Here is an 18,114-nt window from a genome sequence, read left to right as displayed (position 1 = left end):
CATGAGTCTGAAAGAAAAGGGATTCGGCCAAAGGATGGATCGCATGCCCGGATGGGCCTTCCGGGGCATGTCTTTCATTTTTAACATCCGGGACCGGTTTTTTCCCGTGGATTCTCGGCTGGAGGAACTTCCCATCCGGGAAGGAATGACGGTGGCGGATTACGGATGCGGGCCGGGTTCTTATATTCCCCGCGCTTCCCGCAAGGTCGGCCTCAAGGGGACGGTGTACGCCATTGACGTCCATGAGCTGGCCATTGAGGCCGTGGAAAAACGGATTCAAAAGGGAGGCCTCACCAACGTCAAACCCGTGCTGGCGGCCAAGGACAAGGCGCCCCTGGAGGACGAGTCCGTGGACCTGGTATGGGCTTTTGACATGTTCCATATGGTGAGCCAACCAACGGCTTTTTTGAAGGAGATAAACCGGTTCGCCAAGTCTTCGGCCGTGCTGTTTATTGACGACGGCCACCAGCCCCGGGAGCGGACCAAGGCCAAGATATTGGAGTCCGGGGCCTGGAGCATTGCGGAAGAGAAGCCCGAATATTTGAAATGCATACCCCTTAAATAGGGAAAGGAACTGCACATGAAGATTGCCGTCCTGTATTTTTCGGCCACTGGCAACACCAAAAAGATGGCGGACGTCATAGAATCGGCCCTTGCCGAACTGGGCGCCCAAGTGGAGAAGTTTGACGTCACTGTTCCCGCCGGCCGCAAGGAGCCCATGGATTTTTCCGTTTATGACGGCGTGATTTTCGGGGCTCCCATCCATTCCATGCGCGCCCCCCGGGTGTTGCGGGAATGGCTGCAGACCCTGAACGGCCAGGGAAAAAAGGCGGCCATGTATTTCACCTACGGCGGGTTTCACGTGCATCCCTGCCATTACTCCACCAGGGAGATATTGGCGACCGCCGGCTTCACCGTAGTCGCTTCGGCCGAGTTCCTGGGCGCCCATACCTTTAACAGGGGCGGCTGGCAAGCGGTTCCCCAGCGGCCGGACGCCTCGGATTATGCGGCTGCAAAGGACTATGCCGCCGCGGTTTACGCCCGTTTTTCCGGCAAAGACGGGGGCGTTTTGGGTGAGTTGGAAAAGACCGATATGAACGAGGAATTTCTGGACGCCATCGAGGGATTCCGATTCAAAGCCCTGACTCAGCTGCCCACCAGAAACGGCAAGGAGTGCAGCTTGTGCATGGCCTGCCAGGAACAATGCCCCAGCGGCGCCATGGACGCTGAAAAAGGGGAGGCCGACCCCGCGCTTTGCATCGCCTGTCTGGGCTGCCTGGACGTATGCCCGGAAGACGCCTTGGAGATCAATGACATGAGCGGCGTGTTCGCCCAAAGGATGGAGATGGAAAAGTCCACACCCCAGGATCTGAACAAAAAGCAGAGCAAAATTTATCTGTAAATCTTTATATATAGATACAGCGATCAAAGGCCGGGCGCATGCTGTCCGGCCTGTTTTTTCATGGGGTTAGACCCTCGCCCCAAACCTTGGAGCCTGTCACGCTTCCCGAAAGCTCCAACTCCAACACACCAGGTGATATGGGCAGCAAGGAGTCCCAATTTCCGGCCGAGGCGCCCTGATAAAACATCAGATTTTTCAGATTCAGGGTGTATGTGATCACTTCCCCATCCAAAAACGGAAAGTCCGTGGTCATCGGGTCTGACGAAGTGAAGGAAAAGTTGAATGTGTAATCCTGATTCATGACGCCCGGCGCACCTTGGGCCGAGCCTTCCACTGAGGCATGGTAGGCCGGATCTTCTCCCCATTGGTGGGCGATGCTCCAGATTGCGTCCGCCTCAATGGCATCCTGGGTGTTCCAACGGAGGGTCAAATCCACATCCAGGGTGGTAGGCTGCTCATTGTCCTCCAGAACCCATCCTTCCTCAACAATGCCCTGGGTGACGGTGATCGTCGTGGAGGCGTAATTCCCTCCGCCCTGGGCGTTCTCGCACCAGAAGACCGGTTGGTGCACCTGGGCGTCCTGGATTCCCGGGGTCCAGAAGAACAACCCGGTTTCCGGGTTCAGGGAGGCGCTTAAAGGCATGTTGGTCATGGTGAATCGAACCGGCGGGCTTCCAGGGGCCTCCAACTGCAGGGTAAAACTCAGGGGCTTCCCTTCCTCAATTTGCTTGCTCTGAACAGCGTCGATAACGGGCGCCGACCCAAAGGCTTGCATGGCGTGTAGAGCTTCCTCCATGCCGATTTTGTCATCCTGATTGACGTCGCCTGCAGCGATGTCTTGACATTGGCTTAAATTGGCCGCCATGAATTGCAAAGCGTCCAGGGCGTCCTCCAAGGTCAGGATGGAATCGCGGTTTAAATCTCCGGCGTAGAAAAAATCGATCTGATAGGATTCCCAATCTCCGCCCGTCTGCTTGGCGTTCATAAAGGCGCGAACTGCCGCATCATCCGTAAAAAGTTGATTGTACCTGAAATCATTTTTTTCGTCCTGGAGGGAGGCCAGGTGGACGATTTCTTCGGGAATAGGTCCGCAAAAACGGTTATTGCTTAGATCAAGGACAATGAGACTAGTGAGGCCTCCAATGCTGGAGGGAATGCTTCCGCAAAGGCTGTTTCGGGAGGCCAGGAATTCCTGAAGCTGAGACAGGCCGCCAAAGCCGCATGGCAGGCCGCCTGTCAAGCGATTTTCGCTGACGTTCAGCTTGGTCAGCATGAAGAGATTGGTCAACTCCGCCGGAATCCTCCCGGTAAATTTGTTGGCGTGGATCAATATTTGCTGCAGCCAGAAAAGATCTCCCAACCATGCAGGAATTTCACCGCTCAACAAGTTGTGATGGATGTCCAGTATCCTGAGCTCCGACAACTTGGAGAATTCCTCGGGCAAGGGCCCGGAAAGGGTGTTGCGATTGGCGTACAGTTGTTCAAGGGCGCCTAAATTTCCCAGGGAGGCGGGGAGCGAGCCTTCCAACTGGTTGCGATGAAGATACAGGCCGGTCAACGCGCTCAGACTTCCCAGCGAAGCGGGTATTTCCCCTTCTATTGCATTTTTCGACAGGTCGAGAGTCTCCAACAGGAGCAGGTCGGATACATCCGCGGGGATAGTCCCTGTCAAGCCGTTTCCCGAAAGAGCGAGGCCGGTCACATGGCTTTCGTCATTATTGCATGTCACGCCGTACCATCCGGCTTCCGTCCCCGGCTCTGCAAATCCGTCCTCTGCAAGAGGCTCCTCTTTCCAACCGCTTGCATTCGTCCAACTGCTTCCCCCCGCAGCGGTGTATAGCGCTATAAGGGCCGCCCTTTCCGCTTCCGGTATTTGAGCCGAAACCTGGGGAACCCAAAAGAATAAAGCCAGCGTGAAGATAATCGGCAAACGGGCGTATTTGGGCATTTTTCTCCCTCACTAGCAAAAAACCAATTGCTCGTCGAAAAAACATCCCCCCTGCAAACCTATTGCAAAAAGTTTATACGATTGTTGAATTAGGCTGAACCGTGTCACACCCTTCCGGATTAGTCAAGAATTGATGTGGTATTTCATGTTAAAAAATGAGAAATCATAGTCAGTGTAAAATTTTATAAATGTCATTTTACTAGCCTGCTAAGTCAGAAGTGATTTCGGCCGAATATTTTTCTTGCCTTCCAATATGATCAGGAGGATAATCCTTTCTCGGCTAAGGAGGGCGGACGTTCGCCCGTATATCAGAACTCATTAGGAGAAAGCCCCATGAACGACCCAGGAGACAGTCACAGTCCCCGTTGTCCGGACGCACAAATCGCATGGCGCTCATGCGCCTTTGCTTTGCGGCGTACACGCAATGCGGCCCCCTTCGCGATGGGCAGGCTCTCCGGTTCGTTATAGCCCGTTGATTCGCCTCCGGCCGCCACGCGTTTTCGCCGCGGCTCAAAAGGAGGTGAATCATGAACATCAAAAATCCGCTCCACATCATTGAACTGCGCGAAATGCTCGCGCACGCCGATTATCAATCCGTAAAGAATTACTGCCAATCCTATCATCCGGCCGACATCGCCGACGCTTTGTCTTCCTTTCCGGACAGCGAGGCGCGGGTAGTCCTTGGCCATGCTCCGGCCCCTTTGGGCGCTGAGATTTTCAGCCATCTGGATGAAGACGTTCAAGTGAACATGGCTTCCGGGATGCCCCGGAAGGACCTTGCCGCCCTGCTGGCGGACATGCCCCCGGACGACCGGGCCGATTTATTCAAGAAAATGAGCAGCGAACTGCAGGAAAACGTGCTGCCGGCCCTGGCCCAGGCTGAGCGGGAGGATATCCGCCGCCTGGCCTCGTATGAAGAGGGGACCACCGGCGCCGTCATGACCTCGGACTACGCCGTGCTTTCAGCGGACCTCACCGCATCCCAGGCCATCGACCGCCTGCGTGAAGCAGCGCCGGACAAGGAAACCATTTATTACACCTATGTGGTGGACGAAAAGCGCAGGCTGCTTGGGTTTGTATCCTTAAAGGACCTTATTACGGCGCGGCGCAACGCAAGGGTGGGGGACATCATGCACAAGGATGTGATTTTTTCCCGGGTGGAGGACGACCAGGAAGCCTCTGCCAGGAAAATCCAGAAATACGACCTATTGGCCCTGCCTGTCGTCAACGGAGGCGACGCCCTGGTGGGAATTTTCACCCATGACGACGCGTTGGACGTCATCACCCAGGAAACCACGGAGGACATGGAGAAGCTGGCGGCTATCACCGGAACCCACGAAGCCGGCGTATATCTTAAAACCCCGTCCTGGATTCATTTTAAAAACCGCGCTTACTGGATTGTGGGCCTGGCCGCCCTGGGCCTGATTTCCGGCGTGATCATTCATTCTTTTCAGGCCAGCCTCATGCATATGTTGATTCTGGCGCTTTATATGCCCATGGTGGCGGATACCGGCGGAAATACGGGCAGCCAGTCGGCGACTGTGGTGGTGCGCGCCCTGGCCTTAAAAGAAATTTCGCCCAAGGACACCTTCAGGGTGCTTTATAAGGAATTGAAAATTTCAGTTTTGCTGGCGCTGATTTTGGGGGGCCTGTCCTGGCTAAAGGTCATGTTTCTCTCCCACGGAGACAACATCCCCATGGGAATTTCCCTGGCCAAGGTGGGGGTCGCCATAGCCGCCGCCCTGGCGCTGCAGGTGGTTACCGCCACCCTGGTGGGGGCGATTTTGCCTTTGTTTGCAGCAAAGATGAAATGGGACCCGGCCATCGTGGCCAGCCCGGCCCTAACCACAGTCGTGGACATCACCGGGCTGCTTATCTACTTCACGTCGGCCAAGTTGATTTTGGGGGTGTAAAAGGGAGAAGGGCGGGGGCGTCCCCCGCCTTTATCATCAGGCCTCTTCGTCCTTGGGGCCGATCCAAAAATAGGGATTGTACGCAACTTCCCAAAGATGCCCGTCAGGGTCGGCGAAATATCCCGAGTACCCGCCCCAGAAAACCTTTTGGGGAGGCTTGACCTGGGTCGCCCCGGCTTCAAGCGCCTGAGCCAGGAACGCGTCCACCTCAGCTTCCGAGGCCAGGTTGTGAGCCAGGGTCACGCCCCGGAATCCCGTTCCTTCCGGCGGAACCTGGGCGTCTTCGGCCAAAAGGTCCCAGGGGTATAATGCCAGCCAGGTTCCGTTCAGGGTGAAAAAGGCGACCGCCGGGTCGTAGTCCATTTTGGGCAGTCCCAGGCCCTCTTCATAAAATTTGACTGCCCGGTCCATGTCCCGAACGCCCAGGGTGATCATGCTGATTCTCGGCTTCATACGCCCTCCGGTTTCAATAGTTGGATGTTGGGTTCGACAATAACATTGGCGGGTATAAAAGCCAATGTCGCGTTTGAAGAGCGCCAACAGAGCGGTCTTGGCATGAAGAATCCTTGGTTCAAGGCTTTACAAGCTGGCAGCAATCAGGATCGGCCAGCCATTTTTCCACTGTTTCGCGGATTTTATCCCGAATCTGGCGGGTTTGCTCCAGCTTTTCCTCTTCGGTCCCTTCAAGGTTCCAGGGATCGGGGAAACTCCAATGGCAGCGCCTTACAATGCCGGGAAAGACGGGGCATTGCTCGGCCAGGGATTCGTCGCAGACGGTGATCACAAATTCATAAATGCGCCCGGATTTATAAAGGTCGAAAACCTTTTGGGATTCCTTGGCCGTAATGTCCATGCCAAGCTCAGCCATGACCTCGGCGACCAGGGGATTCACCGGCGCGATATCAAAACCTGCGCTTTCCGCCATGTGCCGGTCGCCCGCCAAGGAGTTTAAAAAAGCCTCGGCCATTCTGCTCCGGGCGGAGTTGTGTTCGCAGACAAATAAAACGCGCGTTTTTTGCATGGTAAATCCCCTTTTGAAAATGGTCAGTCGTTATTCAGATTGTCGGGCATGGCTTCCACAAAGGCCCGGATTTCATCCCGGACCTTTCTGTAATACACCAAGGCGTCTTCTTCGGTTTTTGCGTCGGCGGCCAGAGCGGGCGGGTCTTCAAAGCCTGCATGGACCTTTTTTGCCTTGCCCAAAAACATGGGGCAGGATTCCTTGGCGTGGTCGCAAACCGTGACCACGTAATCCAGGTCCTTGTCCAGAAATTGATCCACCAGTTTGGAGGTGTGGTGGGAAATGTCGATTCCGACTTCGGCCATGGCCTTGACCGCCAGGAGGTTTAGCCCGTGGGTCTCCACGCCTGCGGACCAGGCCCGGAACTCGTCGCTTCTTAATTCATTGACAAAGCCTTCGGCCATCTGGCTGCGGCAGGAATTCCCGGTGCACAAAAACAAGATTTTGGTCAGTTCCTCGGACATAATTATATCTCCAAAAGCCCTTATCAGGCGTCAAAGTCGAAATCCGCCAGATAATCCTGCAGGCTTTCCAGTTTTTCTCCGGTCAATTCCGGACAGTCTTCCGCGCCCTTGCCGCCTTCCCGCACCAGATTGGCGAAAACCATGCACGTGGGCTGGCCGCATTTTTTGCAATTGGTTTTTGGGAGGCGTTTCAAAATTTCTAGAAACAGGGGCGATTTTTTTCCTTCGTAACAGGGGGTTATGGAATCCTTTTCCTCCCAGACCCGGTTGATTTCACGGATCATCCAGGTCAGGATTTTGTCCGCTTCCGCCTCGTCCGCCAGGGCGTTGATGGCGATTTCCCGGGCGCCCACCTTGATGATCCGGTTGTTCACCCGGAACATGACCGTGGGCGGGTCCTTGTGGTATTCAATGCCGCCCAGCTCCGCGTTGAGATAGGGCAGGGCCTCGCCGACGTCGGAATCCAGGCTGGCTATGCAAACCACGGACTCAAAGCTGTGGTTGCAATCCGGCCGCGTGATGCGCTTGGAGTAGCTTTCCAGAAGCATGAACTACCTCCGTAATGTGCAGAATAAACTTAGTTTGTTTGATTTGCGTTAGCCAGGGGCGGGCCGCGATAAAATCCGCAAGTGCATGGTCCGGCTTCCGGCTAAACAATTCCCTTTGTATGCAGCGCGTTTACAATCATAAACAGGGCTGCGAGCCAGTTTGTATATGCAAAAATTTTTTTTAAGTGTTTGGGCTTTGAACGCAACGCCAGTTTTCCGCCAAGAATGCCTCCCGCAACGGTGATAACAGCCAATGGGCCTGCCCAGGAAGGATTAAAGTCCCCCTGGATCGCATGGCCTGTGAAGCCCATGAAAGCGGTCGCCGCTATGAGCGTGGACGCCGTTCCCACAGCCGTGTGCATGGGAACGCCGCATACCAGCACCATCAAAGGAACCAGAAAAGATCCTCCTGACACCCCCACCATCCCGGATCCGAAGCCCGTCAAAATCGTCACTGGCAAGACGATCCATAAATTGACGTCATATGTTTCCATGCCGGATTGAATGCTGATGACGCCGAGACGTTTTTTTCCGGCGGCGCTGTGACGCTCAGACACGGGAATGAGCATGACAACGCCCGCGATCAGCAGCATGATTGCGAATACTATTTTTAGGGAAAAAGCGCTGAACAGATGGGAAAAATAGCCCCCGCCAAGGGCGGAAAACGCCGTAACCGTGCCGATCCAAAAAGCCAGAAGCCAAGAAACTGACTTATTTTTTTGGAAAATAATCATGGCTGCGATGGACGCTGCAAAAAGAATAAATTGCCCGGTTGCAGCCGCTTCATGCATGGGAACGCCGGTGATCGCCAAAATCACCACATAGAAATTGCCGCCGCCCTTTCCCACCATGGTCATGGTAACGGCTACAAGGAAAATCAGGAAACCGGCGATAATTAGACTGGTCATTTCATGGCTCCTGGAATCCTTGGCTATTTCCCGCCCTGGAGCGACTTAAGCAGCGGCCCGGGCTTCAAGGCGTCCGTTAGATCGGAATAGCCGCCTTCAATAATACGGACGTCCGAAAATCCTTTGGAAAGCAAATAGGCGTAAGCAATGGCGGATCTGACGTTTGCAGGGCAAAATACTCCGATGGGTTTGTTTTTCGGCGCTTCGTCAAGTCTATCCGGAATTTCATGGACCGGAATGTTTTTGGCTTCTATGTTTGGGTGCGCCTTCATGGCTATGGGAATGGAGTCGGCTTCTTCTTTGGATCGGACGTCCAGCAAAAACGCATTTTCCATTTCGAAAAACTTCTGAGGCGTTATTTTATGCTTCCCTTTACCGAAAAATTCCAATGTAAGTTTTTTTAGCACTTGTTCCATGTTTTTCTTCCTTGCTGAGCTGAATTTGTTCTATGCAGGTTGAATCCTGTACAAAAAAGTTCCGGCCAATTCAAAGGCGTTTAAACCGGGGGATTTTGGATAAACGGCCGGACGATAAAATAAACAGCTAGGCCCGCCGCCAGAACGCCGGCGCCTTTTCGAAACCAGGCGCCCCCCCGTAGAAAGGCGTTATTCGACAAAACCCTGCGCACCAACGCAGCGCTGGACCCGGCCGCTGCGATGGGAATGCAATGGCCTACTCCAAATAATATGATCATCATCACGCCTGTTGCAATTTTTTCCTGAACCGTGATGACGGCCAGAATAGGAGCGATAAATCCAAAGGTGCATGATCCGGAAAGAATTCCGTAAGCGAGGCCGAGAATAAAGGCGCCGCCTATCCCCTTGACGCGCAGCCTGGACATGGCGCCGGAGGACATGGAGCAGGCTTGAACTCCCAGCATGTCCAGGGCGACCCAAAGAAGAATGGCGCCCACCAGAATGGTCCAGTACGGGCTCACATCTCCCAGCATACGCCCCAGGACGGCGCACACGACTCCTAAAGCGGCGATGGTTATGAACAAGCCCACAGTAAAAGCAACCGCGTATTTTGCGGCGCCCTTAACTTCCAGAATTTTATCCTGTCCCCCCACATATCCTACTATCAGAGGGATGGAAGCCATATGGCAGGGGGACAAAAGCACACTGATCATTCCCCACAGCAGGCATCCGATGGCTGCGGTGAGGAGGCCCCCGGACATCCATTGGTTTATTGTGACGAAAAGGTCATTGAGCATTGTCTGACGCCTTGGTTTTAGGGACTCCCAGCTTGTCAAATATGGCGACAATGCTGTTTTTATCCATATAGCCCACGTGGCGGCTGACTTCCTTGCCGGTTTTGTCGTAAAAAATCTGGGTGGGGATGGCTCTGAGGTTGTATTTGGCGCCTTCCTCCCTGTTCTGCCACACGTCGATAAAGATGACGGACGCCCGTCCTTGATACTCCTTTTGCAATTCCTGAATGACCGGCGCCATCATTTTGCAGGGAATGCATTTGTGGGCGCCCAAATCCAGCATGGTGACCATGCCCGGCGTGGGGACCTGAGGAACCGGCTCTTCCGCGGCATCCTGGGACGCCGCCGGATTTTGAAGCAACAGCATAAAAAGAAACAACAAGTTGACAAAGACCAGCCTTTTCATTGAACTCCCCCCTTGTTTGGATAATAATCCACGGCCAAGCCAGTTAAAAATGCGGCCCCTTACACGGCCCGGCTCCCGTAGTCAAAGCAATGTAAAAATGGGCGCAATGGCCCCATTTTTCGCCGCCTATTTCAGCCAGGAAAGGACGTCTTTTTTCTTGGGAACCTTGCCTGCAATTTTCATTTGGCCGTCCACCACCACGGAGGGGGTGGCCATGACGCCGTAGCCCGCAATCTCCATCATGTCGGTAACCTTTTCCACATTGGCTTCCACGCCGGCTTCAGCCAGGGCTTCCTTGACGATTTTGGCGGTTTGTTCGCATTTTTTGCACCCGGGCCCCAAAACTTTGATATCCATTGTATCTCCCTTTTCCTTTATTCCGAAAATTCTTTTTTGCATAAGGCCGCGGCCTCCATAATCATGGAAGCGGGAATGGCCTCGTGGGTTGTTCCATTATATTTCACGGTCCGGCACATAACCGGAGCGCCCAGCATGTCTCCGCAGGACGCGCAGCAGTTTTCCGACTTTTTCGCCCCCGGCAGAATTTCTTCAATGGGAACGCCGTTAATCAGGATGATATTGGACTGGTCCAGGTTTTTTTCGTCCAAAGGGATTTCATTCAGCAAGACCTCCCAGCCCATCTTTCTCAGGTCGCTGGCCGCACGGCGCACCTCCCACCCTGTGTCCGAACAACGATCGCAAGTCTTGCCGTCTTGGGTCAAACGCCGCCATTCCAGCTTAATTTTCTTCATGAAACCCTCGCGTCTAAAACAGGAAGTTGAAAATGTATCCAACCAGCAGGATTCCCACAGCCACCACGCCGATAAATACGGCTATCAAACGGGGCTTCAATACCTTCCGCAGGATGATCATCTCGGGCAGGGAAAGGGCGATGACCGACATCATGAAGGCCAACACCGTTCCCAGGGCCGCGCCCTTGCCCAGCAGGGCCTGAACAATGGGAATGATCCCGGCGGCGTTGGAGTACATGGGAATGCCGATTAACACGGAGGCCGGAACCGACCACCAGGCGGACTTGCCCATGAAGGAAGCCATAAAGCCTTCGGGTACGTATCCGTGAATGCCCGCCCCCACGGCGATGCCCAGCATCACGTAGAGCCACACCTTGCCTACAATGTCCCTGACAGCCTCAATGCCGTAGCGGATGCGGCCGACCCAGTCCAGGTCTTCCTCTTCTGCGCCCAGACCGCCGGATTGAATCTGAAAAACCCAATCCTCCAAGTGCTTCTCCATCTTAAGACGGCCGATGGTCCAGCCGGCGATCATGGCGATGAGCAATCCCGTGCCTGCATAAATGGCGGCTATCTTCCAGCCGAACAGGCCGTAAAGCAGCACCAGGGCGATTTCGTTGACCATGGGGGCCGCGATCAAAAAGGAAAAGGTGACGCCCAGGGGAACGCCCGTGGTCACAAATCCCAAAAACAGAGGCACGGCGGAGCAGGAGCAAAAAGGCGTCACCACCCCGAGCAGTGCCGCCAGCACGTTGCCCACCGACTCCCGTTTGCCCGCCAATATGGCGCGGGTGCGCTCCGGCGTGAAAAAGGACCGCACAATGCCCACGCCGAAAACCACCAGGGTCAAAAGCATGAGCACTTTGGGAACTTCATATATAAAGAAGGATATGGCGCTTCCTAAATGCCCATCCAAATCAAAGCCGGCCGTCCAGGCCAAAAAGGCGGACGCCGCTTCTGAAAGAGGTAGAAGGTTTTTATAAAGAATCCACCAAGCTACAAGGAATACGGCGCTTCCGCCCAAATACAGGGCAAGGGGTTTTCTTTCCATGGCCGCCTCGGCGGCGACGTTCCCGCCCGTCCGGGGGGCTTTGCAACTGCATGCATTTTCCTGAATCGGTTCCATTTTACCTTTGCTCCGTTCGCCGTAGCCGCTCCCTGGAGGGGACGTCCGGCATATCTTTTATATTTCGAAATGTATCGATGTATGGGTTTTTAGCTCGCCAGGGCGCGGCCCTTGGAGCATATTTCCTCCCGGTTGATGTCCGGAAGCCGCGTCATCAATCCCTGCACCCCGGCGTCGTCTTCGAGCCAGTGTTTCAAATGTCCGAGGAGGCTGGCCGCATAGGGGCTGTCCGAACCGTCCGCCAGGCGGTAGTTCACCCACAAGCCGTCCTTATAAAACTCTATCAGTCCGGCTTCCTCGAGTATTTTCAGGTGTTTGGAAACCGTGCTTTGGGCCAGTCCCAAGGCGTTTTGCAGTTCGCATACGCACATAACCTTGCGTCCCAGCATTTTTACGATGCTTACCCTGCTTGGGTCAGACAGGGCTTTCATGACTTTTATGAATTCTTTCATGGCGTCCTCCATATCGCTATATGGCAATATAGCGCATGCAGGAAGCGGCGTCAAGCAGGTTTTTTTTCAAGGATCCATTCCGGCCGCAGCAAAGCTCCTTATATAAAGGTGGATTACAAAGGCCCCTTCTCCATAAAAAACAGCCAATCATCCTGCAAGCCGGGGTGTTGACGCAAAACCCTCGATGCTGTAAATAAAGCCAACCTTGGAGGAGAGGGAGTCGATGCATGAGGCGGTAAAAAGCCCCTTTGGCGAATATTCCTAAAAAAAAGTTGACAACCCACTCTAAAAAGGCCATATTTGCAAGCTGCGTTGGCGGGCATAACTCAGTTGGTAGAGTACGAGCTTCCCAAGCTCGGAGTCGCGAGTTCGAATCTCGTTGCCCGCTCCAAAAGAATGGCTTCGCCTGCTCCCTGACCGAGGCGGCTTCCGGTTTCGTCACCAACTGCCGGACGTTTGACTTTGGCTGTGGAGTTTTTGATAACGGTTGACCGGTGACGTATGTAATCACAAGGTGTCCGCGTTCAGGAAACGGGCGATTAGCCCGTTTTTTATTTGTTGGACCCCAGGGCTGGGAAAAAAACGGCCAAGCCCTTGACTGAACAGGAATATGGGACAAAAAACGAAAAAAGATAAGTCCCGAAAAGGCGCCCCACGGGTTTCCAAAGACAGAATTCGCCGCGTGGATGCGGACAGGATTTTGGAGCAGGTTCGGAAACTGACGGGCGCGGCCCTGGAAGCCGAGGGCATGGACTTGGTCCTTGCTGAGTTCAAAAGGGAAGGCGGCGGTTATATTTTGCGCCTGTACGTGGACAAAGAAGGGGGCATCACCCTGGGCGATTGCACCATGGTCAGCCGGTACGTAGGCGACCTTTTGGACGCCTATGCGGATGAAATGCCCCGGTATCGTCTGGAGGTTTCCTCGCCGGGTCTGGACAGGCCCCTGACCAGGGAGGATCATTTCAGGCGGTTCGAAGGGCGGACGGCCCTTATTGTGACCAAGGAGCCCCGGGAGGGACGCAAGAAGTTCAGAGGCGTCTTGTCCGGCGCTTTAAACGGCGTGATAACCTTAGTCGCGGACGAAGTCCCCATGGAGTTTGCGCTCCATGAAATTGAGTCCGCCAGACTCCAATACAAGCACGGAGAAAGCACATGTTGATCAGCGACATCGGCCGTGTCATAGACCAGGTCAGCCGGGACAAAGGCATAGACAAGAACGTGCTCATTGCCACCCTTGAAGAAGCTCTTCAGGCTGCAGCCCGAAAAAAATTAGGCCCCAGGGCGGACATCGAAGTCCAATATAATGAGGAAGCCGGAGAGCTGGAAGTCTTCCAGTTCAGGGAAGTGGTCGAGGAAGTGACCGAACCGGACCTGGAAATGTCCATGGAGGACGGCAGGGAATTGGATCCTGATTGCGAACTGGGCGACAGCCTGGGCAGCAAAATGGATACCGCCACTTTCGGAAGAATCGCCGCCCAATCCGCCAAGCAGGTCATCATCCAGAAGCTCAAGGACGCCGAGCGAGACGCCGTCTACTCCAGCTTTATGGATCGCAAGGGCGAAATCATCAACGGCATCATGCAGCGCATGGACCGGGGCGACATCATCGTCAACCTGGGTCAGACCGAAGGCGTGCTTCCTTCCCGCGAACAGGTTCCCAGAGAGACTTATCACCGGGGGGACCGGATTCGCGCTTTCATCCTGGACGTGGTCCTGGAAGGCAGGGGGCCCCAGATTATTTTATCCCGGACCCATCCCAACTTCCTCACCAGCCTGTTTAAAATGGAAGTGCCGGAAATCGGCGAAGGCGTCGTCAGCGTGATGGCCGGCGCCCGGGAGCCCGGAGTCAGGGCGAAAATCGCCGTGGCCTCCAGCGACTCGGACATTGACGCCGTAGGCGCCTGCGTGGGCATGAAGGGCAGCCGGGTTCAGAACGTGGTGCACGAACTCCGGGGCGAAAAAATCGACATCGTGCCCTGGCACGCGGATTCCGCCAAGTTCGTATGCAACGCCCTGGCGCCCGCCCAGATTTCCAGGGTCATCATCGACGAAGAAAACCATGCCATGGAAGTCATCGTCCCCGACGAATTTCTTTCCGTGGCCATTGGCAAGAAAGGGCAGAACGTCCGGCTGGCCTCCAAGCTCACCGGCTGGCATTTGGATGTCAAGAGCGAAACCCGCTACAGCAGGACCATGCAGGACGGCTACAACTCCCTCATGGAACTGGCTGAGTTGGATGAGAACATCGCCGACGCCCTATATGAAAAAGGCTTCTACTCCGTGGAAGAGCTTTCCGCCGCGGATCCCGACGATCTGGTGCAGATCAAGGGCATAGACCTGACCCTGGCCGACACCCTCATCATCGCCGCCCAGGAAGCCATGGCCAGCATGGCCATGGAAAAGCAGGCCTCTGCGCCGCAGGAGGCGGAAGCAGCCGAGGACGCCCAGCAGGAGGAAGCAGCGCCTGAAGAGGAGTCCCCGGAAGAGAGCGAAGAAGCTGAAGAAGAGGAAGAAGCCGAAGACGAGGAAGAAGTTCCGGCGGACGAGCCTGAAAACGGCTCGGACGAAGATTCGGCGGAAGAACCGGCGCCTGAAGAGGAGCCGGAAGAAGAGAAATAACGCAATAGGATTACGAACACCAAAACGAATAAACCAGGGGCCCTTCCGGCCAAGCCGCCCAGCGGCGCGGGAACGGTCCAAAGGGTTGCATAAAACGTTTAGAGGGGTATTTCTTCTTTTGAAACGGGAACAACTTCCGAAACTGACCGGAAGCAGTCAAATGCAAGACCAGGTTTAGGGGGAATGGATGGCAAAACTCAGAGTGCATGAATTAGCCCGGGAGCTCAACATGACCAATAAGGTGCTCCTGGATAAACTCCAGGCCATGGACCTCCCCACGCCTGTGAGGAGCCACATGAGCAGTCTGGATGACGATGTGGTGGCCTTGGTGAAAGCCAGCCTGGTCCGGCCTAAAGCGAAAAGCGTGGTGGAAAAGCGCATAGGGACAACTGTTATTCGCCGGCGTAAGAAAGTCGTTAAGCCGGCCGAAGGCGGCCCCGAAGAAACGGCGAAGCCCGAAGAAGGGGCGGAGGAAGGCGTGCAGGAAATGGATGCTGCGCAGGAATCCGTCAGCGCTCCGGAAGCTGAAAAGGCTCCGGAACCCGTTGCCGAAAAAGCGCCCGAGCCCCAAAAGGCTGCTCCCGCCGCAGAAGAGCCCAAGGCTGAAGAGGGCGCCCCTGCGCCCGAAAAGGCTGCTCCCGTACAAGCCAAGGAAGAGCCAGAGGAGGCTCCCCAGGCGGAAGCCAAGCCCGCACCCCCGAAAAAGGTGGATGTGACTCCTCCAGGGGACAAGGCCAAGATTATTGCCAAGCCCGAGCCGCCTCAACCGGCTGAGCCCGAGCCGCCCAAGGAAGAGCCCGCGCCTGTGGAACTGCCTGAGGAAAAACAGGCCGTTTCGGCCAAGGCCGCCGACACTCCCGCCGAGCCCCAGGAAGAGCCCGAGGCCAAGCCGGAAATCAAGGCTGAGGCTAAAGCCGAAGAAGAGGCGCCAGAGAAGCCTGCGGAAGAGCCTAAGGCTAAAGAAGAGCAGAAAGCCGCTCCGGAAGATTCCAAGGAAGAGCCCAAGGCCGAAGAGCCCGCTCAACCTGCGGAAGACGAAAAAGCCGAAGAAAAGGCCAAAGCTCCGGAAGAAAAGGAGCCCGCCAAATCCCAGGAGCCTCAAGCCGCCAAGGAGCCCTCCAAGGAAGCTCCCAAGCCCAAGGGCAAAAAGAAAAAGAAAAAGGAGACTGCGGCGAAAATCATCAGTCTGCCCACAAGACCCGTGGAACCCGTTGTTCCGCCCGCATCCCGCCAAAAACCTGCTCCTCAGTCGCCGGCTGGACCAGGCGGACCAGGCGGACCAGGCGGACCTCCGCAGCCCCGTGCGCCTCAGGACCTTGGCGGAGATCCTGCTGCGAAAAAGGAAAAACGCAAGAAAAAGGGGCGCCGCGACGGCGGAACCACCGAGGAAACGGATTCCAAGTTTTTCAAGAAAAAGATTTCTTTCCGCAAAAAGGCCGTAGTCGAAGGGGCCGATCTTTACGACAAAACCCCCGGAAAATTGCGTAAAGGCAAAAAGGGCGGAAAAGCCCAGCCTGTCAGGCAGCAAAAGACCCAAACCACCACGCCCAAGGCCATCAAGCGCCGCATCAAGATTGACGAGGCCATCGCCGTGGCCGATCTGGCCAAACGCTTGGGCATCAAGGCCGCCGAGCTTATCAAAAACCTGATGGGTATGGGCATTATGGCCACGGTCAACCAGATGCTGGACTATGACACCGCCGTGCTGCTGGCCGCGGAATTTGGATATGAAGTGGAAAAAGCCAATTTCGAGGAGGAAACCGTACTCAAGGCTGAAGAGGACGCTCCCGAAACCTTGTCGAACCGTCCGCCCGTCGTGACCATCATGGGCCACGTCGACCACGGCAAGACCTCCCTGCTGGACGCCATTCGCGAGAGCAACGTGACCGGCGGCGAAGCCGGCGGCATCACCCAGCACATCGGCGCTTACCTGGTGGACTCGCCCAGGGGCAGGATCGCTTTCCTGGATACTCCCGGCCATGAGGCCTTTACGGCCATGCGCGCTCGCGGCGCCCAGGTTACGGACATCGTGATTCTGGTTGTGGCCGCCGACGACGGCGTCATGCCCCAGACCGTGGAAGCCGTCAACCACTCCAAGGCGGCCGGCGTTCCCATCATCGTCGCCGTCAACAAGATGGACAAGGAAGGCGCCGACCCGGACCGCGTCATGCGCGAACTTTCCGATCACGGTCTGGTGCCGGAAGACTGGGGCGGAGACACCATCTTCGTTCAAGTATCCGCCAAGCAGCGCCAAGGCCTTGACGACCTGCTGGAAATGGTCCTTCTCCAAGCCGAAGTGCTGGAGCTTCAGGCCAACCCGGACAAACTGGCCAGAGGCCATGTTGTGGAAGCCAAGGTGGATCCCGGAAGGGGCCCCGTGGCTACAGTCCTGATTCAGGAAGGTACGCTTCACGCGGGAGACGTGGTTGTCTGCGGCATTCATTACGGCAAGGTGCGCGCCATGTACAACGAAAAGCGCCAGCCCCTGGACGCCGCCGGCCCTGCGTGCCCGGCCGAAATCCTGGGCCTTTCCGGCGTGCCCATGGCGGGCGATGAAATCATTGCCGTGGATGACGAAAAGGTGGCCAAGCAGGTCTCCTCGCACCGCGCTCAAAAACAGCGGGCCACGGAACTGGCGAAATCCAGCAAGCTGTCCCTGGACAACCTCTTCGACCAGATGCAGGCCGGGAATGTAAAGGACCTCAACCTGATCATCAAAGCGGATGTGCAGGGCTCCATCGAGGCCTTGCGCGAATCCCTGGAGAAGCTCTCCGGCGACGAGGTCAAGATTCATGTGGTCCATGCCGCCACCGGTACGGTTCTGGAGTCGGACGTGGCCCTGGCTGCTGTGTCCAACGCCATCATCGTGGCCTTTAATGTACGGCCGAGCCCCAAGGTCAGCGACATGGCCGCGGAAGAGCATGTGGACATCCGCTTCTACGACATTATTTACAACGCCATCAACGAGATCAAGGACGCCATCGTGGGCCTGATGGAATCCACCTACAAGGAGCACGTTTCCGGCCGCGCGGAAGTCCGCGACACCTTCACCATTCCCAAGGTGGGCACCATCGCTGGCTGCTACGTGACCGACGGCAAGGTGGAAAGACACAACCAGGTCCGCCTGCTCCGCGACGGCGTGGTGATTTTCGACGGTAAACTGTCTTCTCTCCGCCGCTTCAAGGACGACGTTAAGGAAGTGGCGACCGGCTACGAATGCGGCATGGGCATCGAGAACTTCAACGATATCAAGATCGGCGACGTTCTGGAGCTTTACTACCTGGAAGAGATCAAGCCGGTTTTGAAATAAGGCCGCAAAAAACCGGCGCCGGGCGGGCCGGAAAA

19 protein-coding genes and 1 tRNA gene are annotated in these 18,114 nt (G+C 55.7%); 7 read left to right on the top strand and 13 right to left on the bottom strand.

Features of this window, described 5'->3' with window-relative positions; translation table 11 throughout:
- The first annotated feature begins 1 nt into the window (after position 1).
- Positions 2 to 565 carry a class I SAM-dependent methyltransferase gene (locus tag G491_RS0122680; protein ID WP_015949437.1) on the top strand — a complete coding sequence of 188 codons (564 nt, stop codon included), beginning with the start codon at positions 2 to 4 and terminating at the stop codon, positions 563 to 565.
- A 15-nt stretch (positions 566 to 580) separates the two neighbouring features.
- Complete coding sequence (locus tag G491_RS0122675) at positions 581 to 1,402, top strand: EFR1 family ferrodoxin (protein ID WP_015949438.1); 822 nt, start codon at positions 581 to 583, stop codon at positions 1,400 to 1,402.
- Positions 1,403 to 1,460: 58 nt separating this feature from the next.
- Here G491_RS0122675 and G491_RS34475 read toward each other — a convergent pair whose 3' ends face one another.
- On the bottom strand, positions 1,461 to 3,350 hold the full coding sequence (locus G491_RS34475; protein WP_051327464.1) for a leucine-rich repeat domain-containing protein: 1,890 nt from the start codon (positions 3,348 to 3,350) through the stop codon (positions 1,461 to 1,463).
- 527 nt (positions 3,351 to 3,877) lie between these two features.
- Here G491_RS34475 and mgtE point away from each other — a divergent pair.
- On the top strand, positions 3,878 to 5,263 hold the full coding sequence (gene mgtE, locus G491_RS0122665; protein ID WP_015949440.1) for a magnesium transporter: 1,386 nt from the start codon (positions 3,878 to 3,880) through the stop codon (positions 5,261 to 5,263).
- Positions 5,264 to 5,299: 36 nt separating this feature from the next.
- Here mgtE and G491_RS0122660 read toward each other — a convergent pair whose 3' ends face one another.
- The 12 genes from G491_RS0122660 to G491_RS0122605 all read right to left on the bottom strand — a co-directional run bounded on the left by G491_RS0122660 (position 5,300) and on the right by G491_RS0122605 (position 12,150).
- On the bottom strand, positions 5,300 to 5,716 hold the full coding sequence (locus G491_RS0122660) for a VOC family protein (RefSeq protein WP_015949441.1): 417 nt from the start codon (positions 5,714 to 5,716) through the stop codon (positions 5,300 to 5,302).
- Between the two features lie 118 nt (positions 5,717 to 5,834).
- Positions 5,835 to 6,284, bottom strand: coding sequence for an arsenate reductase ArsC (locus tag G491_RS0122655; RefSeq protein WP_028316172.1), 450 nt, complete (start codon positions 6,282 to 6,284; stop codon positions 5,835 to 5,837).
- Between the two features lie 23 nt (positions 6,285 to 6,307).
- Complete coding sequence (locus tag G491_RS0122650) at positions 6,308 to 6,748, bottom strand: arsenate reductase ArsC (protein WP_028316171.1); 441 nt, start codon at positions 6,746 to 6,748, stop codon at positions 6,308 to 6,310.
- 23 nt (positions 6,749 to 6,771) lie between these two features.
- On the bottom strand, positions 6,772 to 7,296 hold the full coding sequence (locus G491_RS0122645; RefSeq protein ID WP_028316170.1) for a (Fe-S)-binding protein: 525 nt from the start codon (positions 7,294 to 7,296) through the stop codon (positions 6,772 to 6,774).
- A 101-nt stretch (positions 7,297 to 7,397) separates the two neighbouring features.
- Positions 7,398 to 8,204 carry a sulfite exporter TauE/SafE family protein gene (locus G491_RS0122640; protein ID WP_028316169.1) on the bottom strand — a complete coding sequence of 269 codons (807 nt, stop codon included), beginning with the start codon at positions 8,202 to 8,204 and terminating at the stop codon, positions 7,398 to 7,400.
- A gap of 23 nt (positions 8,205 to 8,227) precedes the next feature.
- Positions 8,228 to 8,620 (bottom strand): rhodanese-like domain-containing protein, encoded by a 393-nt coding sequence (locus G491_RS0122635; protein ID WP_015949446.1) that lies wholly within the window; start codon positions 8,618 to 8,620, stop codon positions 8,228 to 8,230.
- An 80-nt stretch (positions 8,621 to 8,700) separates the two neighbouring features.
- Positions 8,701 to 9,417 (bottom strand): cytochrome c biogenesis CcdA family protein, encoded by a 717-nt coding sequence (locus tag G491_RS0122630; RefSeq protein ID WP_015949447.1) that lies wholly within the window; start codon positions 9,415 to 9,417, stop codon positions 8,701 to 8,703.
- Positions 9,407 to 9,820: a thioredoxin family protein gene (locus G491_RS0122625; protein WP_015949448.1), complete on the bottom strand. Its 414-nt coding sequence runs from the start codon at positions 9,818 to 9,820 to the stop codon at positions 9,407 to 9,409. The genes G491_RS0122630 and G491_RS0122625 overlap by 11 nt, the downstream gene beginning before the upstream one ends.
- 126 nt (positions 9,821 to 9,946) lie before the next feature.
- Positions 9,947 to 10,177, bottom strand: coding sequence for a thioredoxin family protein (locus G491_RS0122620; RefSeq protein ID WP_015949449.1), 231 nt, complete (start codon positions 10,175 to 10,177; stop codon positions 9,947 to 9,949).
- 17 nt (positions 10,178 to 10,194) lie between these two features.
- A complete protein-coding gene (locus G491_RS0122615) occupies positions 10,195 to 10,572 on the bottom strand; it encodes a DUF2703 domain-containing protein (RefSeq protein WP_028316168.1) in 378 nt (125 codons plus the stop codon).
- Positions 10,573 to 10,585: 13 nt separating this feature from the next.
- Positions 10,586 to 11,698 (bottom strand): permease, encoded by a 1,113-nt coding sequence (locus G491_RS0122610; protein ID WP_028316167.1) that lies wholly within the window; start codon positions 11,696 to 11,698, stop codon positions 10,586 to 10,588.
- 89 nt (positions 11,699 to 11,787) lie between these two features.
- Entirely contained in the window at positions 11,788 to 12,150 is a 363-nt protein-coding gene (locus G491_RS0122605; RefSeq protein WP_028316166.1) for an ArsR/SmtB family transcription factor, read from the bottom strand.
- Between the two features lie 315 nt (positions 12,151 to 12,465).
- On the opposite strand from G491_RS0122605, the gene G491_RS0122600 reads away from it, so the two are divergent.
- From G491_RS0122600 to infB, 4 genes are all read left to right on the top strand, one after another.
- A tRNA-Gly gene (locus G491_RS0122600) sits at positions 12,466 to 12,541 on the top strand.
- Positions 12,542 to 12,760: 219 nt separating this feature from the next.
- Positions 12,761 to 13,309 (top strand): ribosome maturation factor RimP, encoded by a 549-nt coding sequence (locus G491_RS0122595; RefSeq protein WP_015949453.1) that lies wholly within the window; start codon positions 12,761 to 12,763, stop codon positions 13,307 to 13,309.
- A complete protein-coding gene (gene nusA / locus G491_RS0122590) occupies positions 13,303 to 14,769 on the top strand; it encodes a transcription termination factor NusA (RefSeq protein WP_015949454.1) in 1,467 nt (488 codons plus the stop codon). Before G491_RS0122595 ends, nusA begins: the two co-directional genes overlap by 7 nt.
- A gap of 187 nt (positions 14,770 to 14,956) precedes the next feature.
- Positions 14,957 to 18,079 carry a translation initiation factor IF-2 gene (gene infB / locus G491_RS0122585; RefSeq protein ID WP_028316164.1) on the top strand — a complete coding sequence of 1,041 codons (3,123 nt, stop codon included), beginning with the start codon at positions 14,957 to 14,959 and terminating at the stop codon, positions 18,077 to 18,079.
- Positions 18,080 to 18,114: the final 35 nt, after the last annotated feature.

The sequence above is a fragment of the Desulfatibacillum aliphaticivorans DSM 15576 genome (genome assembly GCF_000429905.1).
Taxonomy (GTDB): Bacteria; Desulfobacterota; Desulfobacteria; order Desulfobacterales; family Desulfatibacillaceae; genus Desulfatibacillum; species Desulfatibacillum aliphaticivorans.
The sequence above is the reverse complement of the archived record's forward strand: the minus strand, read 5'-3'. Positions and strand labels throughout refer to the sequence as shown.

Coding starts and splice junctions, on each gene's coding strand:
- G491_RS0122655 (WP_028316172.1), bottom strand. CDS start 6,284: ATGCAAAAAACGCGCGTTTTATTTGTCTGCGAACACAACTCCGCCCGG.
- G491_RS0122630 (WP_015949447.1), bottom strand. CDS start 9,417: ATGCTCAATGACCTTTTCGTCACAATAAACCAATGGATGTCCGGGGGC.
- infB (WP_028316164.1), top strand. CDS start 14,957: ATGGCAAAACTCAGAGTGCATGAATTAGCCCGGGAGCTCAACATGACC.
- G491_RS0122640 (WP_028316169.1), bottom strand. CDS start 8,204: ATGACCAGTCTAATTATCGCCGGTTTCCTGATTTTCCTTGTAGCCGTT.
- G491_RS0122595 (WP_015949453.1), top strand. CDS start 12,761: ATGGGACAAAAAACGAAAAAAGATAAGTCCCGAAAAGGCGCCCCACGG.
- mgtE (WP_015949440.1), top strand. CDS start 3,878: ATGAACATCAAAAATCCGCTCCACATCATTGAACTGCGCGAAATGCTC.
- G491_RS0122625 (WP_015949448.1), bottom strand. CDS start 9,820: ATGAAAAGGCTGGTCTTTGTCAACTTGTTGTTTCTTTTTATGCTGTTG.
- G491_RS0122635 (WP_015949446.1), bottom strand. CDS start 8,620: ATGGAACAAGTGCTAAAAAAACTTACATTGGAATTTTTCGGTAAAGGG.
- G491_RS0122680 (WP_015949437.1), top strand. CDS start 2: ATGAGTCTGAAAGAAAAGGGATTCGGCCAAAGGATGGATCGCATGCCC.
- G491_RS0122615 (WP_028316168.1), bottom strand. CDS start 10,572: ATGAAGAAAATTAAGCTGGAATGGCGGCGTTTGACCCAAGACGGCAAG.
- G491_RS0122660 (WP_015949441.1), bottom strand. CDS start 5,716: ATGAAGCCGAGAATCAGCATGATCACCCTGGGCGTTCGGGACATGGAC.
- G491_RS0122610 (WP_028316167.1), bottom strand. CDS start 11,698: ATGGAACCGATTCAGGAAAATGCATGCAGTTGCAAAGCCCCCCGGACG.
- G491_RS0122620 (WP_015949449.1), bottom strand. CDS start 10,177: ATGGATATCAAAGTTTTGGGGCCCGGGTGCAAAAAATGCGAACAAACC.
- G491_RS0122605 (WP_028316166.1), bottom strand. CDS start 12,150: ATGAAAGAATTCATAAAAGTCATGAAAGCCCTGTCTGACCCAAGCAGG.
- G491_RS34475 (WP_051327464.1), bottom strand. CDS start 3,350: ATGCCCAAATACGCCCGTTTGCCGATTATCTTCACGCTGGCTTTATTC.
- nusA (WP_015949454.1), top strand. CDS start 13,303: ATGTTGATCAGCGACATCGGCCGTGTCATAGACCAGGTCAGCCGGGAC.
- G491_RS0122650 (WP_028316171.1), bottom strand. CDS start 6,748: ATGTCCGAGGAACTGACCAAAATCTTGTTTTTGTGCACCGGGAATTCC.
- G491_RS0122645 (WP_028316170.1), bottom strand. CDS start 7,296: ATGCTTCTGGAAAGCTACTCCAAGCGCATCACGCGGCCGGATTGCAAC.
- G491_RS0122675 (WP_015949438.1), top strand. CDS start 581: ATGAAGATTGCCGTCCTGTATTTTTCGGCCACTGGCAACACCAAAAAG.